The sequence below is a fragment of the Microvirga terrae genome, assembly GCF_013307435.2.
Classification (GTDB): domain Bacteria; phylum Pseudomonadota; class Alphaproteobacteria; order Rhizobiales; family Beijerinckiaceae; genus Microvirga; species Microvirga terrae.
In genome coordinates, this window is record NZ_CP102845.1 from 3,747,498 (window position 1) to 3,763,937 (window position 16,440).

The 16,440-nt window shown below is 64.0% G+C and carries 18 protein-coding genes; 8 read left to right on the forward strand and 10 right to left on the reverse strand.

Annotation, left to right across the window (positions count from 1 at the left end):
* Window positions 1-51: 51 nt before the first annotated feature.
* Complete coding sequence (locus tag HPT29_RS17650; RefSeq protein ID WP_173948510.1) at window positions 52-999, forward strand: acetamidase/formamidase family protein; 948 nt, start codon at window positions 52-54, stop codon at window positions 997-999.
* Between the two features lie 91 nt (window positions 1,000-1,090).
* Window positions 1,091-1,462, forward strand: coding sequence for a putative quinol monooxygenase (locus tag HPT29_RS17655; protein WP_173948511.1), 372 nt, complete (start codon window positions 1,091-1,093; stop codon window positions 1,460-1,462).
* Window positions 1,463-1,471: 9 nt separating this feature from the next.
* Here HPT29_RS17655 and HPT29_RS17660 read toward each other — a convergent pair whose 3' ends face one another.
* Together HPT29_RS17660 and HPT29_RS17665 are read right to left on the reverse strand one after the other, a co-directional pair.
* Entirely contained in the window at window positions 1,472-2,704 is a 1,233-nt protein-coding gene (locus HPT29_RS17660) for a DUF763 domain-containing protein (RefSeq protein ID WP_173948512.1), read from the reverse strand.
* A gap of 109 nt (window positions 2,705-2,813) precedes the next feature.
* Window positions 2,814-4,295, reverse strand: coding sequence for a DEAD/DEAH box helicase (locus tag HPT29_RS17665; protein WP_173948513.1), 1,482 nt, complete (start codon window positions 4,293-4,295; stop codon window positions 2,814-2,816).
* A 417-nt stretch (window positions 4,296-4,712) separates the two neighbouring features.
* Here HPT29_RS17665 and HPT29_RS17670 point away from each other — a divergent pair, with 417 nt between their 5' ends.
* From HPT29_RS17670 to glpK, 3 genes are read left to right on the forward strand one after another with little or no spacing between them, the layout of a single operon-like run.
* Complete coding sequence (locus tag HPT29_RS17670) at window positions 4,713-5,948, forward strand: MFS transporter (RefSeq protein ID WP_173948514.1); 1,236 nt, start codon at window positions 4,713-4,715, stop codon at window positions 5,946-5,948.
* A 54-nt stretch (window positions 5,949-6,002) separates the two neighbouring features.
* Window positions 6,003-7,523 carry a glycerol-3-phosphate dehydrogenase gene (locus tag HPT29_RS17675; RefSeq protein WP_173948515.1) on the forward strand — a complete coding sequence of 507 codons (1,521 nt, stop codon included), beginning with the start codon at window positions 6,003-6,005 and terminating at the stop codon, window positions 7,521-7,523.
* A gap of 30 nt (window positions 7,524-7,553) precedes the next feature.
* Window positions 7,554-9,050 (forward strand): glycerol kinase GlpK, encoded by a 1,497-nt coding sequence (gene glpK / locus HPT29_RS17680; RefSeq protein ID WP_173948516.1) that lies wholly within the window; start codon window positions 7,554-7,556, stop codon window positions 9,048-9,050.
* A 181-nt stretch (window positions 9,051-9,231) separates the two neighbouring features.
* Here the strand turns inward: glpK and HPT29_RS17685 are convergent, their stop codons facing one another.
* On the reverse strand, window positions 9,232-9,657 hold the full coding sequence (locus HPT29_RS17685; protein ID WP_173948517.1) for an HIT family protein: 426 nt from the start codon (window positions 9,655-9,657) through the stop codon (window positions 9,232-9,234).
* Window positions 9,658-10,101: 444 nt separating this feature from the next.
* On the opposite strand from HPT29_RS17685, the gene HPT29_RS17690 reads away from it, so the two are divergent.
* On the forward strand, window positions 10,102-10,293 hold the full coding sequence (locus HPT29_RS17690) for a con-10 family general stress protein (protein WP_009494027.1): 192 nt from the start codon (window positions 10,102-10,104) through the stop codon (window positions 10,291-10,293).
* An 80-nt stretch (window positions 10,294-10,373) separates the two neighbouring features.
* Here HPT29_RS17690 and HPT29_RS17695 read toward each other — a convergent pair whose 3' ends face one another.
* From HPT29_RS17695 to HPT29_RS17720, 6 genes are all read right to left on the reverse strand, one after another.
* Entirely contained in the window at window positions 10,374-11,276 is a 903-nt protein-coding gene (locus tag HPT29_RS17695) for a DMT family transporter (protein WP_259060139.1), read from the reverse strand.
* Between the two features lie 142 nt (window positions 11,277-11,418).
* Window positions 11,419-11,967: a hypothetical protein gene (locus tag HPT29_RS17700; protein WP_173948518.1), complete on the reverse strand. Its 549-nt coding sequence runs from the start codon at window positions 11,965-11,967 to the stop codon at window positions 11,419-11,421.
* A 13-nt stretch (window positions 11,968-11,980) separates the two neighbouring features.
* Entirely contained in the window at window positions 11,981-12,217 is a 237-nt protein-coding gene (locus tag HPT29_RS17705; protein ID WP_173948519.1) for a hypothetical protein, read from the reverse strand.
* Window positions 12,218-12,441: 224 nt separating this feature from the next.
* Window positions 12,442-13,173 (reverse strand): PRC-barrel domain-containing protein, encoded by a 732-nt coding sequence (locus tag HPT29_RS17710; protein WP_173948520.1) that lies wholly within the window; start codon window positions 13,171-13,173, stop codon window positions 12,442-12,444.
* A gap of 368 nt (window positions 13,174-13,541) precedes the next feature.
* Window positions 13,542-14,063, reverse strand: a complete 522-nt coding sequence (locus tag HPT29_RS17715) for a hypothetical protein (protein WP_173948521.1) — start codon at window positions 14,061-14,063, stop codon at window positions 13,542-13,544.
* Between the two features lie 303 nt (window positions 14,064-14,366).
* Window positions 14,367-15,173, reverse strand: coding sequence for a response regulator (locus tag HPT29_RS17720; RefSeq protein ID WP_173948522.1), 807 nt, complete (start codon window positions 15,171-15,173; stop codon window positions 14,367-14,369).
* A 183-nt stretch (window positions 15,174-15,356) separates the two neighbouring features.
* Here HPT29_RS17720 and HPT29_RS17725 point away from each other — a divergent pair, with 183 nt between their 5' ends.
* On the forward strand, window positions 15,357-15,590 hold the full coding sequence (locus HPT29_RS17725; RefSeq protein ID WP_173948523.1) for a NepR family anti-sigma factor: 234 nt from the start codon (window positions 15,357-15,359) through the stop codon (window positions 15,588-15,590).
* Complete coding sequence (locus tag HPT29_RS17730; RefSeq protein ID WP_173948524.1) at window positions 15,587-16,132, forward strand: sigma-70 family RNA polymerase sigma factor; 546 nt, start codon at window positions 15,587-15,589, stop codon at window positions 16,130-16,132. The genes HPT29_RS17725 and HPT29_RS17730 overlap by 4 nt, the downstream gene beginning before the upstream one ends.
* Window positions 16,133-16,236: 104 nt before the next feature.
* Here HPT29_RS17730 and HPT29_RS17735 read toward each other — a convergent pair whose 3' ends face one another.
* On the reverse strand, window positions 16,237-16,410 hold the full coding sequence (locus tag HPT29_RS17735; protein WP_009494036.1) for a DUF1328 domain-containing protein: 174 nt from the start codon (window positions 16,408-16,410) through the stop codon (window positions 16,237-16,239).
* Window positions 16,411-16,440: the final 30 nt, after the last annotated feature.

Below are 16,440 nucleotides of genomic sequence, written 5' to 3' on the forward strand. Positions count from 1 at the left end.
CGTATAGGAATGCGAGACACCCTGAATCCATAGCGATGGCAGAGGTGTTTCGTGGCCGAGTACCGGATTGAGGCTTCCCCGGAGACCATTCACTGGGGTTATTTCGACGCGAATCTCAAGCCGCTGCTGACGGTCGATCCCGGCGACACGGTCACGATCTCGACCGTGTCGGGCGGCCCGGAGGCGATGCCACCGGCGCCGTTCGTGATCCCGCAGGCACTCACCGACATCCATGCGGCCCACAGGCCGAAACTGCCGGGCCATATCTGCACGGGGCCTGTCGCCGTGCGGGGTGCCAAGGCCGGTCAGGTTCTCGAAGTCCGCATCAAGGACATCGCGCTGCATTACGATTGGGGCTTCACCTATTCCGCGCCCCAGAAAGGAGCCCTGCCGGACGATTTCGACGAGATCCACGTGATGAATATCCCGCTCGACCGGGGGCGGATGACCGGCCGGCTGCCGTGGGGCCTCGACCTACCTCTGAAACCGTTCTTCGGCGTGATGGCGGTCGCGCCGCCCGCCGCCTGGGGGGCGCTCAGCACCCTGCCCCCACGGCGCAACGGCGGCAACCTCGACAACAAAGAGCTCGTTGCGGGGACGACCCTCTACCTGCCGATCCACATGGACGGCGCCCTGTTCTCCGTCGGCGACGGGCACGGCGTTCAGGGCGACGGCGAGGTCTGCGTGACGGCGATCGAGACGGGCCTGATCGGTACCTTCGAGCTGCACCTGCGGGAGGACATGCATCTCACCTGGCCCATGGCCGAGACGCCCACGCATGTCATGACCATGGCGTTCGACCCAGATCTCGACGATTGCGTGGTCATCGCGCTGCGCAGCATGATCGACCTGATCGCCGCCCGCACGGGCATCGCCAAGGCCGAAGCCTACGCCCTGTGCAGCCTCGCGGCGGACTTGCGCATCACCCAGGTGGTCAACGGCAACAAGGGCGTCCACGTGATGCTCGACAAGAGCCTGCTGCAGAAGGCGCAGCGCTGATCCCTCAGGGACTCCATTACCTGCCGGGTAATTTCCTTCGCTTCCGTGCGCGGCCATTCTGGTCATCAGAATCGAAGCGGAGGAGACGACGATGAAGCTCAGCGACACTCTCAAGGCGGCCGCCAATCGCGGAAACCAGAGTGATCCGGTGACCTTCGTGGTGACGATCAGCCTGAAGCCCGATTGCGAAGAGGCCTTTCTCGACCTTCTGATGCCGGTGCTCGATGCCATGCGCCACGAGACGAGCTTCATCAATGCCGTTCTGCATCAGGATCCCGAGGATCCGACCCGGTTCATGATCTACGAGACCTGGTCCGACCTCGACGACGTGGTCGAAGTCCAGATGCACCGGGACTACCGCAAGGCCTATTGGGAACGGCTGCCCGAGCTTCTGCGCGAGCCGCGGCAGATCCAGACCTGGAAACCCATACGTCGGGACTTCGCGTTTTTCGCCGGATGGTGAGCCAGTGCATCATGCAGGCGGCGGTTCGTCCCCGAACACGGAGCGGCCGCCGTAGGCATGCGACTTGGCGCGCTCCTGCCGGATATGCTCCTCCACATCGGGCCCGCTGGCATGGCGTTCCAGCTCGCGAGCCTGATCGTCGAGGCGCTTCAGGGCGAACAGCTCCTCCTGCTGCCCGAGCTTTGCCTTCTGGACGGCCGATTTCAGCACCCGGATGGTTTCATCGTAGACCCGGACGGGAACCGGATAGGGATGCCGGTCCTTGCCGCCATGGGCAAAGGAGAAGCGGGCCGGATCGCTGAAGCGGCAGGGTGTGCCGTGAACGACTTCGGCCACCATGGCCAGCGCCTGCACGGTCCGCGGCCCGACGCCCGGCGTCATCAGAAGATCGGGAAAATCCGCCGGGCCTCGATCGGCTGCCGCCGCAAGGCTCCCGTGCAGCCGTCGCAGCACCACGTCCTTGGCGCGAACGTCGTGGTGCTCGGGCATCACCAGATGCGGCAAAAGGGGTTGTGGCGCAGGCTCCGTCTCACGCTCCTCGAGAGCCAGGAACTTGCGGGCGATGCCGTCGGGTCCGAGGGAATCGAGAATGTCGATCTGGGCCTTTCGGGAGGCCGCCGCGCGGCGGTCGGTGAGGTTGACGATCGTGCCCTGCCCCTTGCCGTCGATCGCCGAATGCGGCTCGTCGACGAAGCTCTCCAGATCCTCGGACAGCCAATGGTAGCGGCGAGCCTGCCGCGAGGCATCGTTCATGCCCTGCTGGACCACGGCCCATCGGCCGTCGTCCGTGACGATGAAGCCGTGAAGATAAAGGTCGAAACCGTCCTGGATCGCCGCGCTATCGACCTTGGCCACGAGCCGGCTGGCGTCCGCCAGAGCCGCGCCGTCGAAGCCGACGCGCTCACCAATGGCGATCAGCTCATGGGGCGTCTGGCGCGAGTGTTTGCCGCGCCCGCCGCAGACATGGATCCCGAGTTCCTTTGAGAGCGGCGTGAGTCCGCGTTTCAGGGCCCCGATGACGCTGGTGGTGATGCCCGAGGAATGCCAATCCATGCCCATCACGGCGCCGAACGACTGGAACCAGAACGGATGAGCGAGCCGGCGCAGCAGTTCGTCGCGTCCGTAGTGATGCACGATGGCCTCGCTCACCACACCGCCCAGGCGCGTCATGCGGTCGGCCAGCCATTTCGGCACATGGCCGGAATGCAGCGGCAGATCGGCGCTTCCAGCGCGCTTGGCCATGAAGTGTCTCTCCTTTGGGCGTGGCTCGTACCGCAGATTCTATGCCATGGGCTGGACGCGATGGGCCATTGCGCAAGAAAAAGGCGCCCGAAGGCGCCTTTGACGATTGTTACCGGCGGCGGGGGCTCTTTTCGAGCCACGCCACCTGGGCTCCGTCACCGCGGCGTCCATCCTGGCGGTTGGAGGCCGGCTTGCCCTGAGCGGGTCGTTGGCCCTGGGCCGGGCGCTGGCCCTGCGCGGGCCGCTGCTGATTCCCGGTCGGCTGTCCGCCCTGCGGCTGAGCGGTGCCACCCGGCTTTCCGCCGCGTCCACGACGGCGCTTCGGACCGCGTTCGGCGTTCGGGTCGGCGCTGCGCGGCTGGCCGTGGCCCTGATGCCCGCGGGCATGGGGTGCCGGACGTCCGCGCTGCGGCTGCTCGCGACGCTGCTCGGACGCCTCGCCGGCCGCCGGCGCGGCCGGCAGGCCCTCCGGCAGCGGCATGACCGGAACCTTAAGCCGCGTCAGCTTCTCAATGTCCTTGAGATACGCCTTTTCCTCGTCGTTGCAGAACGAGATGGCGAGACCCGTCGCGCCAGCGCGGGCCGTGCGGCCGATGCGGTGGACGTAGGACTCCGGCACGTTCGGCAGGTCGTAGTTGATGACGTGCGTCACGCCCTCGACGTCGATGCCACGCGCGGCAATGTCAGTCGCCACCAGCACCCGGCAGGAGCCGTCGCGGAAGCCGGCGAGCGCACGCTCGCGCTGCGGCTGGGACTTGTTGCCGTGAATGGCCGCTCCGGCGATGCCGGCCTTGTCGAGGCCGCGCACCACCTTGTCCGCGCCGTGCTTGGTGCGGGTGAAGACGAGGACGCGGTCGATGGACGGATCGCGCAGGAGCGTTTCGAGCAGCACCTGCTTGCGGTTGGTCTGCACGAACATGACGCTCTGCTCCACGCGCTCCGCGGTCGTCGCCACCGGGGTGACGGCCACATGGGCCGGGTCGCGCAGGAAGGAATCGGCCAGCGTCGAGATCGTCTTCGGCATGGTGGCCGAGAAGAACAGGCTCTGGCGCTCCTTCGGCAGCAGGGTCACGATGCGCTTCAGGGCATGGATGAAGCCGAGATCGAGCATCTGGTCGGCCTCGTCGAGGACGAGGATCTCGATATCACGGAGCGACAGGGACCGACGGTCCACCAGGTCGATCAGGCGGCCCGGCGTGGCCACGAGCACGTCGACGCCCTGGGCGAGCGCCTTCTCCTGACGGGAGATGGTGACGCCGCCGAACACCACTTCCGTGGTGAGGCGCAGGTTCCGGCCATAGGCCTTGAAGCTGTCGGCGATCTGGCCCGAGAGCTCGCGGGTCGGGCTGAGCACGAGCACGCGGGGGCTCTTGGGCTTGCGCGGCTTCGGGTTCGCGTTCAGGCGGTGGAGGATCGGCAGTGCGAAGGCGGCCGTCTTGCCGGTGCCGGTCTGGGCGATGCCGCAGACGTCTCGGCCGTCCATGGCATAGGGAATGGTCTGGGCCTGGATCGGGGTGGGCTTCTCATAGCCCTCGGCCGCCAGGGCCTTCAGGATCGGCTGGGCCAATCCGAAATCGGTGAAGAGTGTCAAAGTGGTAACGTCTTTCGAACGGATGCGGTGAGCCGCAAAGCAGGTTCGGCTTGATAAAGCAAAGGCGCTTCAGGGCTCTTGAGGCGAGAGCCCGCGTGATGGGGCCGTCGTATGATTGAGCGATTGAAGAAGGGGACCGGGGTCTTCGCCGTTCCGCGAATATCCGTCACGCAGTCCCGCTCAAGCGTTCCGATTGCCGGACGCCGTCGCCTGCCGTGCATATGGGGGCTAAAAGCCTATCCGTCAACCTCTGGCGCATCGGGAGGGAAAAGGATCCGGTTTTCGCCGGCGGGCCCTCCTGGCCTGCCCAGGACGGGCGCGGGCCTGAGAAGGTGCATCCCATCGTTCCAAAGTTCACTTTTGGGTCTGATGCTTTAGGGCTGACACCGAGGTCTCGACAGGGATAAGACTGGATTCATGTCCGCCCCCGCCCGCATGCCCTGGGCCTTTGTCTCCGCTCTGTCTCTGAACGTGCTGATCTCCTACGGCACGATATTCTATGCCTTCGCCTTGTTCGTCGAACCCATGGGCCGGGAGCTGGGCTGGGGCAAGTCGGAGCTGATGGCGGCCTATTCCCTGGCGCTGGGGACTTCGGCCTTCTGCGCCGTGCCGGTGGGACGGCTCATCGACCTTGGCTATGGCCGGGCGGTGATGACCGGCGGGTCCCTCCTCGCCGGAACCCTTCTGATGCTCTGGTCATGGGTCGGAAGCTACCCCGCCTTCGTGCTGATCTGGATCGGCATGGGGATTGCCATGAGCACTGTTTTCTATGAACCGGGCTTTGCGGTCCTGACCCGCAGGCTCGGATTCATGGCCCGGCGCGGCATCACCTTCATGACCCTGGTCGGGGGCTTCGCCAGCACGGTCTTCATTCCCATCACGCATCTGCTGATCGAGCATCTGGGCTGGCGCAATGCCCTGCTCGTTCTGGCCGCTTTCAACATCGTCATCTGCGCGGCCCTGCATGCCCTGACGATCCCGAGCGCCCCGCCCAGGACGCCGCCTCATCCGGATGCCGGACCGGCCCATCCTTCTCCGGCACACGCCCGATGGGTCCTCCGGCGAATGTCCTTCTGGTGTTTTGTCGCCTCGTCCGTCCTGCAGGGGGTCATCGCGGCGGGATTGCCGATCCACCTGATTCCACTTCTCGTCGAGAAGGGCTTCTCGCTGGAGATGGCCGTCGCCGCGTTCTCGCTCATCGGGCCCGCGCAGGTCGTCGGCCGGTTCGCCATGGCCTTCGGGGAACGCGCCTTCGGCATGAAGGGTCTCGGCATCATCGTGCTGACCCTGGGCCTTCTTGCCTTCGCGCTTCTGCCCTTCACTCCGGTGAGCTTCTGGCTCGTGGCGGTTTTTGCCCTCCTGTTCGGGGCCTCGAACGGGATGATGACGATCGTCCGGGCCCTGCTGCCGTCCGAGCTGTTCGGGCGCGAGAGCTACGGCACGGTCCAGGGCATGATCGCCATGCCGGTCCGGCTGACCACGGCGGCCGCCCCTTTCGTCTTCGGGGCGCTCTGGGCTTGGTGGGGAGGCTATGCGGCCGTGATGGCTCTCTGCCTGGGCATGTCCTGTCTTGCGCTCGGCTTCTTCATCCTTGTATTGGTGTTTCAAAAGGGGCCTGAAAGCCCTGAGAAACCCCTTGCGTTAGACGGCTAAAGAACTCATGTGCTGAGCGGCAGAATCGCTTGGCTTTGATGAAAGACGAGTTTCGTGACGACAGTGACTGATCTTCTGATTGTGGGCGGCGGCATCAACGGTGCAGGCATCGCGCGCGACGCTGTGGGCCGGGGACTCTCGGTCGTGCTCTGCGAGCAGGGCGACCTGGCCGGCTACACCTCATCCGCCTCCACCAAGCTGATCCATGGCGGCCTGCGCTACCTGGAATATTACGAGTTCCGGTTGGTGCGCGAGGCCCTGTTCGAGCGCGAGCGCCTGCTGGAATCCGCCCCCCACATCATCTGGCCGCTGCGCTTCATCCTTCCCTACGAGAAGGGCATCCGCCCGGCTTGGTTTGTGCGCCTGGGCCTGTTCCTCTACGATCATCTGGCGCCGCGCAAGAAGCTGCCGGGCACCGAGGGGATCAAGCTGACCCGGCACCCGGCCGGCCAAGCCCTGAAGCCCGGCTTCGACACCGCCTTCGTCTATTCGGATTGCTGGGTCGAGGACAGCCGCATGGTGGCGCTCAACGCCCTCGACGCCTTCGAAAAGGGTGCCGACATCCGGGTCCGGACCAAGCTCGTCTCCGCCCGGCGCGACGGCGATCTCTGGGTCGCCAAGCTTCAGAACGTGGACACGGGCGAGGTCCAGGACATCCGCGCCAAGGTCATCGTCAATGCCGGCGGGCCTTTCGTGGCCGACGTGCTCAACGCCAAGCTCGGCCTCAACACTACGAAGAACGTGCGCCTGGTGAAGGGCAGCCACATCGTCGTGCCGAAGCTCTTCGACACCAAGGAAGCCTTCATTCTCCAGAACACGGACAAGCGGATCGTCTTCGCGATCCCCTACCAGGAGAAGTTCACCCTGATCGGCACCACGGACATCCCGGTCGAGTCGGTTCCGGACAAGAAGGTCGAGATCAGCCAGGACGAGATCCAGTACCTCTGCAACGTGGTAAACCACTTCTTCAAGAAGCAGGTGACGCCGGCCGACGTGGTCTGGACCTATTCCGGCGTGCGGCCGCTTTTCGACGACGGATCCTCCAACGCCTCCGCCGTGACCCGCGACTACGTGTTCGACATGGACGCTCCACAGGGCCAGGCGCCGGTGCTGTCGATCTTCGGCGGCAAGATCACCACGTTCCGCAAGCTCGCCGAGCACGCTCTCGACGAGCTGAAGGCCTATTTCCCGACCATGAAGCCCGCCTGGACGGAAGACGCCAAGATGCCGGGCGGCGACATGCCGAATGCGGATTTCGACCGCTTCTTCGCCACGGTCCGTCAGCGCTGGCCTTTCCTGCCGGAGCCCCTCGCCCATCGCCTGGCCCGTGCCTACGGCACGCGAATCGAGGAGCTTCTGGGCTCCGCGACGTCCATGGGCGATCTCGGGGAGGATTTCGGCGGCGGGCTAACGGCCGCGGAGGTCGATTATCTCGTGCGCCGCGAATGGGCCCGCACGGCCGAAGACATCCTCTGGCGCCGCTCCAAGCTCGGCCTGCATGTGCCGGTTGACGCCCCAGCCAGGATCGATGCCTACTTGACCACGAAGAACGCGGCCTCCGTCGCCGCGCAATAAGGGTTGGGGCAAGAAGGGTTGGGGAAGGACATGGCTCACTACGTCGGCGCCATCGACCAGGGCACGACCAGCTCGCGCTTTATCGTGTTCGACAAGGTCGGGTCCATCGTGTCGGTCGCCCAGAAGGAGCACGAGCAGATCTATCCCGGGCCCGGCCACGTGGAGCACGATCCGCTCGAGATCTGGCGCAACACGCAGGGGGTCATCGAGCAGGCGCTGGCGAGGAAAGGGCTGTCGCCCCGCGACCTCGCCGCCATCGGCATCACCAACCAGCGCGAGACGACGCTGATCTGGGACCGGCGCACCGGCCGGCCGCTCTACAACGCCCTCGTCTGGCAGGACACCCGTGTCGATCCCGTTGTCGAGGAATTCGCCCGCGACGGCGGGCACGATCGCCTGCGCGACAGGACCGGCCTGCCGCTGGCGAGCTATTTCTCCGGCCTGAAGCTGCGCTGGCTGCTCGACAACGTTCCGGGCGCGCGCGAGAGGGCGGCCGCCGGGGATGTGCTGTTCGGCAATATCGACACCTGGCTGGTCTGGAATCTCACTGGCGGCGTCAGGGGCGGCTGCCACATCACCGACGTGACCAATGCCAGCCGCACCCAGCTCATGAACCTCGGGAGCCTTGCCTGGGACGAGGAGATCCTGAACCTCTTCGACATCCCGAGGGCCTGCCTCCCGCAGATCCGCTCCTCAAGCGAGGTCTATGGGGAGGCGGCCGACGGACTCGCGGGCGTTCCCATCGCGGGCATCCTCGGCGACCAGCAGGCGGCCCTCGTCGGGCAAGCCTGCTTCCGGCAGGGCGAGGCGAAGAACACCTACGGCACCGGCTGCTTCATGCTCATGAACACCGGCGAGACCCCCTACCCTTCGAAATGCGGCCTGCTCACCACCGTGGGCTATCGGTTCGGCCAGGCCAGGACCGTCTATGCCCTCGAGGGTTCCATCGCGATCGCCGGTGCCCTGGTGCAGTGGCTTCGCGACAATCTCGGGATCATCGGGTCGAGTGCCGAGATCGAGACCCTCGCCCGCGGCGTCGACGACAATGGCGGCGTGACGATCGTGCCGGCCTTCTCGGGCCTCTATGCGCCGCACTGGAACGCGCATGCCCGCGGCCTCATCGGCGGCCTGACGCGCTTCGCCAACAAGGGTCACATCGGCCGCGCGGCGCTGGAAGCGACCGCGTTCCAGACCCGCGAGGTGCTGGACGCCATGACGAAGGACACGGGCATCGCCGTGAAGGAGCTGCGCACGGACGGCGGAATGGTCGTCAACGAGCTTCTGATGCAGTTCCAGGCCGATATCCTGAATGTGCCCGTGGTGCGGCCCAGGGTGATCGAAACCACGGCCCTGGGCGCCGCCTATGCGGCCGGCCTGGCGACGGGCTTCTGGAGCGGGACGGATGAATTGGTGCGCAATTGGGCCGTCGACAGGCGGTGGAATCCGGCCATGGACGCGGCCCGGCGCGAGCGGCTGAACGCCGTCTGGGACAGGGCCGTCGCCCGCTCGCTCGACTGGACGGACTGAGCTTCGAGCATCCTGTTGGAGCCCTGTCTTGTCATGGCCGGGCTGTCCCGGCCACACCAGTCATCTGACGCGCACCGCCAGTCGTATCTGCATCACCGGCACAAGGCCGGCAACGACATGAAGTGAGCGCTGTTACGGGCCGGGTTCAAGCGGCAGCGACGACGTGCAGGGCCGCCGCCTGTCACGCCGCGGGCAGCGCGGCACGGATCCTGGACGCGAGTTCGGTCAGGATCTCGGGCTTTTCCATCTGGCCCGTATGGGGCTTCAGCGCCACGCCCTCGAAGCGGGGGATCACATGGAAGTGAATGTGGAAGACCACCTGTCCGCCGGCGCTCTCATTGAACTGCTGGATCGTCAGGCCGTCGGCCGAGAGCGCCGTTTTGGCAGCCTTCCCGACGATCTGAACGGCCTTCGCCAGCTCGGCCAGATCGTCGGGATCGACGTCGAAGAGGTTGCGGGCCTTGTTTTTCGGGATGACCAGCACGTGCCCGTCCCCTCGGGGCATGACGTCCATGAAGGCCAGGATCCGGTCTGTCTCGTAGATTTTGTGGCAGGGAAGCTCGCCCCGTAGGATCTTCGCGAACACATTGCTGTCGTCGTAGGTCATCCCGCCCTCTCTTCCTGCGATACGAAGGTTGCAGGCGCCCGCCCACGAACACCCGCGACGAGCCTTTTACAGGCATCACGGGTGATAATCATCTCTTTCGGTCACAGCGAGGACGGTCCCTCCGAGAGTCCTCACCGTCTTGCGCAAAAGGACCCTTCTCAGTTCCGGACAGGCGAGGATCTACTACTTACCTTCGCCACGACCTTATTCGCAAATAGAACGCATCGGAGGAACTGGTATCGAGGTAAGTACCTTTTTGGTTCTTATTCCCACGGACAAGTTGTTGCCACGTTTCCGCGGCTTAAATCTCTCTGCTAAGCGTAACAATTCGACGCATTTGAATATTTTCGTGAAAATTTTTGCAAAGGTTCGATCAAACCTACCGGAACCATCGAATCCCCTTGCGGTTGAAGAAACACGGACACCATTGATAAGGAGGCATAAATGGCAGGTGGTTCGACCTCGAAGCGTGGCTTCGCGTCGATGGACTCTGACCGGCAGCGCGAGATCGCAAGCAAAGGCGGTAAAAGCGTTCCGGCCGAGAAGCGGTCTTTCTCCCAGGATCGCGAACTCGCCTCGGAAGCTGGCCGCAAGGGCGGTCAGGCCTCGGGCAACACCCGCGGCAACCAGGAGTAGTTCTTTTCCGACAACGATTGGTTTAGGGGCCGCTGGACGGCCCCTTTACTTTTTGAGGTCTTCATTGGCTTACCGCAATCTCAACCGGATCGCGCCGCTGACACGGCCCTCTTCTCCAACAGCGACAGGGCCGTAGCGGCCAGCATGATGCCCATGCCGAGACCTTCCGCCCAGCCGAACGGTTCATGGGCGTAAGCCACTCCGGCGGCAACCGCGATGATCGGACTGATGAAAGAATAAAGTCCCGCCCGAAAGGCGCCCCAGTCACGCACGAGCCCCAGATAGATCCAGAAAGCGACCAGCGAGCCGCCCAGCACCAGGATCCCCAGGCCGGAAAGGGCCCTCGGGTCGGACAGCGCCGCGAAATATGCGGGATCATATCCCTCGATCGCGAAGGAGACCGGGACCAGCGCAACGCCGCCGATGAGGCTCTGCCAGAAGGCGAGGATCAGCGGCGGCATGGCCAGGGTCAGCGGCCGGCTGATCACCGAACCCCATGCGTAGGACACGGTCCCGATGGCAACGGCGATGAGGCCGAAAACCGGCGTGGCGCCATCCTGAGCGGAGCCCGTTCGACCGGAGAAGAGAAGGGCAAGACCCACAATCCCGAACCCGATAGCCGCGACCCTTCGCAGTGTGATCCGCTCCTGCCCGTAGAGCGCTCCGATGATCACCAGGAAGATGGGCATCAGGGACAGATTCACGATGGCGGACAAACCGCTCGGCGCCCTCGCGACGCCCCAGAACAGGAAGCCGTAGCAGCCGGTCGTGATCAGCAGGGAGGCAGCCACGATGCGGCTGAACCCGCCGGACCGGACAGGAAGGCCCTGAATCTGCGCGACCAGGAGAAAGCAGGGTGCTGCGAGGAGGAAGCGCATCGCCGCGAGAAAGATCGGCGGGACCACCTCCGAGGCAACCTTCATCGGCAGCCAGGTCAAACCCCAGATGAGCGCCATCAGGGCGAAAGCTGCGATGCGCCTCACGCGAGAGACCCGATGACGGCCATTCCTGATTCCGGAAGATTGGGCTGCGAAGACCGTTATCGTGGCAGCGGGAGAACGATTTGAACAGATGGACGGCAGGAGTCTTTGTAGGAAGACACCGGTTTGGAGCCAGAACCCTGGGCTAGTGCCTCAGGTTGCGCCCCACCTTGCCCGGGGCGGCCTCGACAAGGACCTCCTCGGAAGATCCTGTCCCCATCATGGCTCTGAATTCAGGCAGGCTCGGAAGCACGAACACCAGCCCCCCTGCATCCATGTGTCGAACGATCTCCCCGGTCAGAGCTCCCATGAAATGGAGCGACGCGACATCCAGGAGCGTCGCGGCGTCGACGGCCAAGTCGGACGCGAGGTTGCGCGAGGAGGCGATCAGGGTGAGCAGGCAGAACTCGTCCAGGCTCCCATGACGGGATCCGACAGGACGATAGGAGAACGGTCTGCCGCGCTGGCGCGTCAAGGCGAAGGCCAGCAGAAGGGCGTCCGAGACGATGGCCTTGGCGGCGTCAGGCCCAGTGTGGGCGGTCAGTCCATGCTCGGGCCCGTCGAGAAGAGCCAAGTCATATTGATCCTCGAGGAGGTCGAGCGACCGGAAAACGTCGATGACGGGTACGATGCTCGGATGGAGCAGGACCGCAACGGTCCGTGGCGCATTCGAGCATGGGAGCACTTCAAGCATCAGAGAACAGACCTCAGATATGCGGGCGGCTTCCCGTCGGCACTACATGCGGCAAGGCGGGAACGAGAAGATGCCTCCTCAGCAGCAGCGGACAGGTGACCTCGTCCTGCGAGCAGACCGGGATGATTCCGCTGAGCATGGAGGCCACGGATGTCTTGTCCCGAGGCGGGGAGCTGGAGGCGAGCCGGGAGAATTCGTCCGGAAGCTCTTCCTGACAGAGAACCGCGTCCAGTTCGTTCGTGGCAGTCATGATCATTTCCTCCGCATTCTCATCGTGCTTGGAACGGCAACGTATGCGTCAACCCTCGGTTCCTTGTGCGGCAACAAGTCCGGTCGCGCCTGGGAGAGCGAACCCAGCCGGGGGATGCGTCGCGCCCGCTTGTCGGCATGGGCGCGACGGGTGGGCGCCGCACACAGCAAAACGGCGCCTGAGTGACCTCAGACGCCGCCTGCCGGCAGAAGCCGCGATTGCGGTTACTGCTTCGGAGCCGTGGTGGTGCCGGTCGTCGAACGGTTGGCGCTGTTGTCGCCGTCCTCATCGAAAGCCGGAGCAGCCTGGAGCTCGGCCTTCGTCATCCGAAGAACCACGCGCTCGGGTTGGTTCTGGTTGCTCGACGAGGTGTTCGCCGCGGTGTTGGTCGAGCCGGCCGTGCCGGAACCCATCGTGGTCGTGTTGCCCGTGGTCGCCGTCGAGCCGGCTGTCGAACCCGTGGTGTTCACGTTGTTGTTGCCGCTGCGGCTGCTGTCCATGGCCTGCGCCTGCTGGCTGGTCATGAACTCGAGCGACTTGAACGGAACGGCCACATCCTTCTCGCCGATGCCGAGGAAGCCGCCCACGCCGACGACGGCCGCCATGATCTGACCGTTGCGGTCCAGGATCACGTCATTGATGTCGCCGATCGATTCGTTGTTGGCGCTGACCACCTTGGTGCCGATCAGATCGGACGCCATGACGTGGTTCGTTTCCATCTTGGTGATGAACTGACCCTGCATGGCGCTGTTCTGGCCCATGGTGGTCGTGGACTGCGCCGAAGAGGAAGATCCGGAGGCACCTGGCTGCATGGCCGGCGAGCCCGTGGTGGTCGAGCCCGCGCCAGAAGCAGCCGGGCGATCGGTCGGAGCCGACGGGGACGAAGTCTGTGCGAGTGCGGGCGCGGCCGCAAAAGCCGTCACGACAAGGCAAGCCGCCATATGCTTCTTCAGCATTGCTTATTTCTCCTGAGGATCGGTTAAAATCGCGTTGTGCACCGAAGTGCGCGGGGATGTAACGCGCAGCCCCAGCCTCCGTTCCGAATATCCGCTGGATCAAGCTAATGTTATCGGCGTCTATATTCCGAAACTCTAAGATGAATACTTATTAATATTTTATGGCGGCAAAGTACCTGTGCCGCCTGCACGCTGACAGGCAACATCAACCATGCCGATAACGGCAACCGTCCTGACGATGATTGGTTCCGGCCGGATCGTGCGACCCGGGCTGCCCGCCGCTGAAGGGATGCAACGGACCAGACCGAACGACAGCCGGCTCACCGGAGAAGCCGCTCGCCCGATGCGAGATGCCGGACATCAACTCCTCAGGACAGCGACTGCTCGAGGAAAGCGAGGCAAAGGCTCGGCATCCGGTTGGCGCTCGCCTTGGCAAGCGGGGAGACGTCGCCGACACAGCCGATGGGGTTGCGGCTCTTCGGCTTCTGGGTTTGGTTCTGCGGAGCCTCATTGCCCTCCTGGCGGCGGACCGGGTGCTGTGCAACCGGGCCCTGCACCTCCTCCTTGAGGGTCACGACCGGCAGGTCCGTGTCCCGCGCGAAGGTCGTGGTGCCGGAGCGGGGATCCGACTTGTAGAGCACCTTGCCTTCCTGGTCCCGCAGGATCACGGCAGCGTTGGACACGCCGACCAACTCCACGATCGAAACCGCTGCCGGCCTGCTCGACGGAACAGGCGCCGCGATCCGATCGCCCCTCACCGAGACTGGAGCCGCGAGAGCCAGGGCTTCCGACTGCACCAGCGGAGACATGGTGAAGGACGATGGTGCGAAGCTTCCGGCCACGAAGAAAGCCCCAGCCAATCCGACCAAAGCTACAGGTGTGCGGAACATCCCTCTCTCCTGCTATCCCAGCTCAACTATTCGAAAAAACAACGCGACCATTTCTTTGATGTTCCTGCCTCATTCCCTAGGAGCGAAGAATAAAAAGTGGGGTAAAAAAGCTGGGAACCTTTGTTTTCGATAGGGCGTTCTTAAAGTACCGGCCTCCTGGTCCTCCCCGCATTCCCCTTGTGCATTGGCCGGCACCTAAGACGGGCTCATCAGCCCGTCTTTTTTTGTGCCTATACGTCATGATAAAAGAAAAGCCCGGCCAACGGCCGGGCTATTACTTGGTAATCCTATCAGCCTGAGGGATCAGGCCGTTGCAGCACGGGGCTCGCGGCGCCGGGCGCTCTGCTGGAAGAAGAGGGCCTGGCTGATCACGGCCGAGACGTTCGCCGGCTGGAACGGCTTGGCGATCAGGAAGGCGGGCTCGGGCCGCTCGCCGGTCAGGAAGCGCTCGGGATACGCCGTGATGAAGATCACCGGAACTTCGAAGGCCTTGAGGAGGTCGTTGACCGCATCGAGACCCGAGCTGCCATCGGCCAGCTGGATATCGGCCAGGATCAGGCCGGGCTGCTTGGCGGAAGCGAGCTTGACGGCTTCGGTCCTCGTGCGGGCGACTCCCGTCACGTTGTGGCCGAGGCCCTCGACCAGAGCCTCGAGGTCCATCGCGATGAGAGGCTCGTCCTCGATGATGAGGATGTCCGTTGCCATATCGGCCGCAAGCTCCCGTCCGGCCTCGTCGACGAGTTCACGGACGGTCTTCGTGTCGACGTCGAGGATCTGGCCGACCTCCTCCTCTCCAAAGCCCTCAAGGCAGGACAGAAGGAAGGCCTGACGGGGAAGCGGGGTAATCTGGCCGAGACGGACCTCCGCCGGCAGGTCGCGCTGGATCTGCTCGCTGCGTCCGTTCACCGACAGGGAATTCCAGATTCGGGTAAAGACCTGAAAGAGCTCGACCTTCACGTTTCCGGAAGGACCGATGGTCTCGGGCTCGCTCACGAGGGTTTCGAGGGTGGCGGCCACATAGGCGTCACCAGCCATCTGGCTGCCTGTGAGCGCGCGCGCGTAGCGGCGAAGATACGGTAAATGCTGGACGACAAGCTGCGCTGTCGACATTCGCTTCCCCTTAACTGTGCTTTTGGCTCGTTGTACTGACGGACCATTAAACGCGGCGAAGCTGCGAAAGTTCCACGGATGGAACCGGGCGCAGCAACCAGCGTTATTGCTCGAAAACGAATATATGGATATTGCCAAGATTGGCTATCCCCCTGAAAAAATTGGGATGGCAAGGGGACGAAGATGACGGTCGATAAGGGGAACAAGCTTGCTCGGGCCATTCTGGATACATCCGTGAACGACAAGGACGATAAGCTTGCCAACGACCCCAAGCTCGACAGCGGCAGTCAGAAGCGCATCGGCGACCAACTTCGTGCCATGTATGACGAACTGATGCAGCAGCCTGTGCCGGACCGTTTCAAGGAACTGCTCGATCAGCTGGACAAGAAGAACGGGGGGAAGGAGGGGTCTCAATGACCCCAGAACCTGAACCGGAGTTACGGGAAGCCCTTCTCGCAGCGGTTCCCAGCCTTCGCGCCTTCGCCATCTCGCTTTCGGGTCAGGTCGACAGGGCGGACGACCTTGTTCAGGACACTCTCCTCCGGGCCTTGGCCAATCTGCATCGGTTCGAGCCGGGAACGAACCTGAATGCGTGGCTCTTCACCATCCTTCGCAATCTTTTCCATTCCGAGTACCGCAAGCGGCGTCGCGAGGTCGAGGATCCCGACGGCTCCTATGCAGGGCGCCTGAAGGTTCAGCCCGAACAGGGCTCTCACCTGGATTTCGAGGATTTCCGCAGCGCGCTCGCCAAGCTCCCGTCCGACCAGCGCGAGGCTCTGCTTCTGGTCGGCGCATCCGGCTTCTCCTACGAGGAGGCCGCGCATATCTGCGGCTGCGCCGTCGGGACGATCAAGAGCCGCGTGAACCGTGCCCGCTTTCGCCTCGCGTCCCTGCTGAACGTCGAGGACATCGAAGACCTCGGTCCCGACAGCATGACAAGAGCAGCCCTGCAGGGCTGACCGTTCCCCTCTCCTTTCCCGATCGTCATCTCCTCAACGAGAACGCCGCCCTTGCGAGGCGGCGTTCGTGACCTCGACACCTGATCGGCGTCACGGGGCCAACATCACATGGGGCTTCGTCCCCGCAGCAGACCGATCACGGCCGAGATGGCGAAAAGAACGATCGCCACGAAGAAGATCAGCTTCGCAATCTCGACAGCCGTGCCGGCAATGCCGCCGAAGCCGAACAGAGCTGCGACCAGAGCGATGATGAGAAAAGTGACTGCCCAACCGAGCATGGTGTTACCTCGCTGAATTTACAATCGACT